The following is a 4,849-nucleotide window of genomic DNA, read 5'->3' as shown; positions in this document are numbered from 1 at the left end:
CGCCGTGGCCCGGACTGCCCACCGCGCTGCTGCGCCGTCAGGCGGCGCGCAAGTCCGCAGACTGAGCGGTGGTGCTCGCTCGCGAACTCGACGCCTACCTCGACCATCTCGCTGTCGAGCGCGGCCTCGCGCCCAACACCCTCGCCGCGTATCGGCGCGATCTCGGCCGCTACCTCGACTTCCTGAGCGGGCGCGGTATCGGCTCGCTGGACCAGGTCGGCGAGCCGGACGTCGGCGAGTTCACCGTCACGCTGCGTTCGGGGGGCGGCGGGCACCCGGCGCTGGCGGCCAGCTCGGCGGCACGCGCGTTGATCGCGGTGCGCGGATGGCATCGTTTCGCCGCGGCGGAGGGGCTGACCAGCACCGATGTCGCGCACGCCGTCAAGCCGTCCACGCCTGGCCGCAGGCTGCCCAAAGCGCTGCCCTACGACCAGGTGCTGAAGTTGCTGGAGGCCGCGGGCGGCGGATCCGCGCACGGCCCGGACGCCGCGGCGGGCGCGGACGGGGGACCACGTGGCCTGCGCGACCGGGCGCTGCTGGAAATGCTCTACTCCACCGGCGCAAGGATCTCCGAAATGGTCGGGTTGGACGTCGACGATCTGGACACCGACGAACGGGCGGTCGTCCTGCGCGGCAAAGGCGGGAAACAGCGTGTGGTGCCGATCGGGCGGCCCGCCCTCGCCGCCGTGGACGCCTACCTGGTGCGTGGGCGGCCGACGCTCGCCTCGCACGGGAAAGGAAACGCGGGAGCGCTGTTTTTGAATGTCCGCGGCGCCCGCCTGTCCCGGCAGAGCGCGTGGCAGGTGTTGCAGACCGCCGCCGAACGCGCGGGCATCGCGGCGGCGGTGTCGCCGCATACGCTGCGCCACTCCTTCGCCACCCACCTGCTCGACGGTGGGGCCGACGTTCGCGTCGTGCAGGAGTTGCTCGGTCACGCCTCCGTGACGACGACGCAGATCTACACGCTGGTCACGGTCACCACCCTGCGCGAAGTCTGGGCGACTGCCCACCCACGAGCTCGCTGATCCATCCGGCGCGGTCTTCCCGAGTTCCGGGCGCGTTCGGCTGCCCGGATCGCGGTGTACTCGAATACGCCAGGCTGCCGCAGGATCCCGACGATGCGGTGACGAATCCCTGCGGAGTCAGGGATATTCGGCTTGCTGGTGGACGGATCTCCGAACGCGGTAGGGCTGCGCGGCCGGTGAGCACAGGCGGCCTGGTGGTGATCCCGCCGAATGTCGTGCACGCCTTCGCCGCCGACACGGACGGGCCTGCGGAGTTCCTGGCCGCCCGCTCACCGGGTATCGTCCGCTTCGAGTATTTCCGGCAACTCGGCCGGATCGCGCGTGGGGAGGCGGACTGGGACAGCATGAACGACGTACACGACCGGTTCGACGTGCATTTCGACAGCGGCCCGCATTGGCGCTGACCAGCGCGAGACGAACACGCCGCGCGCAGGCGCGGCACTCGAGTGGCGTCAAGCGGTAGCGTCTATCGAGAGCTGGACCGTACGAAAGCGAGGTCGGGCCCTGATCGGCCTCGCTACGCTCGGCGAGGCAACCGGCAGGAACGTATAAGGAGCAGCGGATCGTGACGACAGCCGGCGCGGCAGAGCCGCCGATGGGTGCTGGGGCGGAGCCGCTTACGGGTCCGCGACCGGGTCCGTACTCGGACGCCGCGGCGGAAACGCTGTGGGGCACCGGGGCGGAGCCGGTCCCGGAGGACGCGACGCTCGGCCCGACGGGCCGGCCGTTGCGGCTGGTCCCCGACCCGCCACCGGTGGGTCAGCACGGCGACGCCCTGATCGTCGCCATGTGCAACCAGAAGGGCGGGGTGGGCAAGACCACCTCCACTATCAACCTCGGCGCCGCGCTGGCCGAATACGGCCGCCGGGTGCTGCTGGTCGACCTCGACCCGCAGGGCGCGCTGTCGGCGGGTCTCGGCGTGGCCCACCACACTCTCGCCCACACCGTGCACAACCTGCTCATCGGCTCCACCGTGTCCATCGACGACGTGCTGATGCAGACCCGCGTCCAGAACATGGACCTGCTGCCGAGCAACATCGACCTGTCCGCCGCGGAGATCCAGCTGGTCAACGAGGTGGGCCGGGAACAGTCGCTCGGCCGTGCGCTGGCGCCGGTGCGCAACCGCTACGACTACATCCTCATCGACTGCCAGCCCTCCCTCGGCCTGCTCACGGTCAACGCGCTGGCCTGCTCGGACGGCGTGATCATTCCGATGGAATGCGAGTATTTCTCGCTACGCGGGCTCGCGCTGCTCAACGACACCGTGGAGAAAGTGCGGGACCGGCTGAACCCGCGGCTGAGCCTGTACGGAATAGTGGTCACCATGTTCGACGCTCGACTGCTGCACTCCCGCCAGGTCATGGCGCGGGTGGTCGAGGTGTTCGGTGACCTGGTCTACGACACCGCGATCGCGCGCACCGTGCGTTTCCCGGACGCCAGCGTCGCGGGCGAGCCCATCACCACGTGGGCGCCGAAATCCAGTGGTGCCGAAGCATACCGGTCGATGGCTCGGGAAGTCATCCACCGGTCGGGCCGGTGAGCGGCCCCTCCGGCCCCTCGTCTGCGTCCACCGACAACTCATCCGGCCAGGGGTCTTCCGCGGCCGGTGCCACACCTCCGCTCGACGACCGTGCGCGCGATGCCGATGCGCCGGACGCCGAAGCACCCACGAGCCGGCGATCCGCTGGTTCCGGCAAGCCTCCCGCGCTCGGAAACGCGGCCGCCGCGTATATCGCTGCGGGCCGGGGCGCGGCGGCGCAACGCCCGAATCCGGCCGTGTCCGGGGGTATCCCCTCCAGTACGGAGTCGGAGGGTTCCGCAGCGTCTGGTCAGAGCCATACCGGCGCTTCCGCGGACGAACCCCCGGTGAACGAGCCCGCGGGGCACACTGACGCTGCGACCGATAACTCCGCAGAGCAAAGCAATTCGTCTGCTGCTGCGCTGGAGGCGCCCGACATTCCGGGGAGTGCCACGCCCGAGCGTCGGCGGCAGGAGGGCGACTCGCCAGAGGTTCCCGGGGGTGCGCCATCGGATAATTCGCGGCAGGCAGCCGATACTCCCAAGGTTCCGGGGAACGCTGCGGCGGGTACACAGCAAGGCGGCGATGCAGCCGATCCCTCGGCGAGTGCCCAGCCCGGGGATTCTCCTCGAGAAACTACCGCGCAGGCGTCGGGATTCCGGTTGCGGCTGAGCAATTTCGAGGGTCCTTTCGACTTGCTGCTCACCCTGATCAGCTCGCGCAAGCTGGACGTCACCGAAGTGGCGCTGCACAAGGTCACCGACGAGTTCATCGCCTACACGAAGGCGCTGACCGCGCACGCGGCGCGGCAGAACACGTTGCGCGCGGACAAGATCCTGGACCAGACCACCGAGTTCCTGGTCGTCGCCGCCACGCTGCTGGATCTCAAGGCGGCGCGCCTGCTGCCGTCCGGGGAGATGACCGACGCCGAAGACCTCGAACTGCTGGAGGCGCGCGATCTGCTGTTCGCGCGGCTGCTGCAGTACCGCGCGTTCAAGCAGGTGGCCGAGTTGCTCGGCGAGCTGGAGGCCGCGGCGCTACGCCGCTACCCGCGCGCGGTCGGTCTGGAGGAGCGTTACGCCGATCTGCTGCCCGAGGTTACGCTGGGTGTCGGGGCGGCCGAGTTCGCCGCGATCGCCGCGGCGGCCTTCCGGCCCCGTCCGGTGCCGAAGGTCGGGCTCGACCACTTGCACACGCACGCGATCTCGGTGGCCGAACAGGCGGCGTTGGTGCTGGAACGGCTCAAACAGCGCGGAGCGGGTGCGTGGACCTCGTTCGGCGAGTTGGTCGCCGACTGCGAAGTCCCGGTCCAGATCGTCGCCCGCTTCCTCGCGCTGCTCGAGCTGTATCGCGGCAAGACGATCGAGTTCGACCAGCCCGATCCGCTCGGTCCCTTGTCGGTCAGCTGGATCGGCGACGACGCGGCGGAACAGGCGGACGTCGCGACTATCGAGGAGGACTACGGGTGACGGAGGCGCGGTCATGAGTGAGGCGGTGACGGATCTCACTCCGGAACCGCTCGAGGACGCCGAGTTCCGCTCGGCGCTGGAGGCGATGCTGCTCGTGGTCGACGCTCCGGCCCCGGTGGACCAATTGGCGGCCGCGCTGGGCGATACCGCGGAACGGGTGGAAAGCACCCTGCGTGACATGTCAGCCGAACTGACGGCACGCTCCAGCGGCATCGATCTGCGTTTCGTCGGTGACGGTTGGCGCTTCTATACTCGCAGCGAGTTCGCCCCGTATGTGGAGCGGATGCTGCTCGACGGCTCCCGATCGAAACTGACCCGGGCGGCGTTGGAAACGCTGGCGGTGGTGGCATACCGTCAGCCGGTGACCAGGACCAGGGTCAGCGCGGTGCGCGGCGTGAACGTCGACGGCGTGATGCGCACGCTGCTGGCCAGGGGACTGATCGCCGAGGCAGGCGTCGACCCGGAGACCAACGGGACGCTGTACTGCACGACGGAGCTGTTCCTGGAACGGATCGGGCTGCCGTCGCTGAGCGACCTGCCGCCGCTGGCGCCCCTGCTTCCGGGCGTCGACCTGATCGATGAGATCAACGAGAGCCTGGAGACGGACCCCCGTTACACCAGGTTGAAGAAACCCGCCGAGGCCGATTTGGACCTCGGCACCGAAGAGTGACAGGACACGATGAATACCTCCGCTCGCCGAGATGGCACACCGGATCGTAGGAAACGCGGCACCCAGCCCGAACGGGGCGCGAGCCGCAACACGAACTCACGCGACGCGCGTTCGGCCCAACGGGGGACCACCGCCCGTGGCGCCCAGCAGGGCGGCGGGAGCCGCG

General features: G+C 69.6%; 5 protein-coding genes and 1 pseudogene. 5 read left to right on the top strand and 1 reads right to left on the bottom strand.

Annotated features, from left to right (window positions below; genetic code table 11):
• Positions 1-71: 71 nt before the first annotated feature.
• Positions 72-1,025, top strand: a complete 954-nt coding sequence (gene xerD / locus NA4_RS37250; RefSeq protein WP_067480750.1) for a site-specific tyrosine recombinase XerD — start codon at positions 72-74, stop codon at positions 1,023-1,025.
• 20 nt (positions 1,026-1,045) lie between these two features.
• Here xerD and NA4_RS43115 read toward each other — a convergent pair.
• Positions 1,046-1,120 (bottom strand): annotated as a pseudogene (locus NA4_RS43115) (hypothetical protein); the annotation flags it as partial.
• 81 nt (positions 1,121-1,201) lie between these two features.
• On the opposite strand from NA4_RS43115, the gene NA4_RS37245 reads away from it, so the two are divergent.
• From NA4_RS37245 to scpB, 4 genes are all read left to right on the top strand, one after another.
• On the top strand, positions 1,202-1,429 hold the full coding sequence (locus NA4_RS37245; protein ID WP_067480747.1) for a hypothetical protein: 228 nt from the start codon (positions 1,202-1,204) through the stop codon (positions 1,427-1,429).
• Positions 1,430-1,620: 191 nt separating this feature from the next.
• Positions 1,621-2,565 carry a ParA family protein gene (locus NA4_RS37240; RefSeq protein ID WP_067480744.1) on the top strand — a complete coding sequence of 315 codons (945 nt, stop codon included), beginning with the start codon at positions 1,621-1,623 and terminating at the stop codon, positions 2,563-2,565.
• Between the two features lie 641 nt (positions 2,566-3,206).
• A complete protein-coding gene (locus tag NA4_RS37235; protein WP_067480741.1) occupies positions 3,207-4,013 on the top strand; it encodes a segregation and condensation protein A in 807 nt (268 codons plus the stop codon).
• Between the two features lie 13 nt (positions 4,014-4,026).
• Entirely contained in the window at positions 4,027-4,683 is a 657-nt protein-coding gene (scpB, locus tag NA4_RS37230; protein ID WP_067480738.1) for an SMC-Scp complex subunit ScpB, read from the top strand.
• The last annotated feature ends 166 nt before the right edge of the window (positions 4,684-4,849 follow it).

Source organism: Nocardia amamiensis NBRC 102102, assembly GCF_001612745.1.
Taxonomy (GTDB): Bacteria; Actinomycetota; Actinomycetes; order Mycobacteriales; family Mycobacteriaceae; genus Nocardia; species Nocardia amamiensis.
Note: the sequence above shows the minus strand (reverse complement) of the source record. Positions and strands in the feature narration are given on the sequence as shown.

Coding starts and splice junctions, on each gene's coding strand:
- NA4_RS37240 (WP_067480744.1), top strand. CDS start 1,621: ATGGGTGCTGGGGCGGAGCCGCTTACGGGTCCGCGACCGGGTCCGTAC.
- scpB (WP_067480738.1), top strand. CDS start 4,027: ATGAGTGAGGCGGTGACGGATCTCACTCCGGAACCGCTCGAGGACGCC.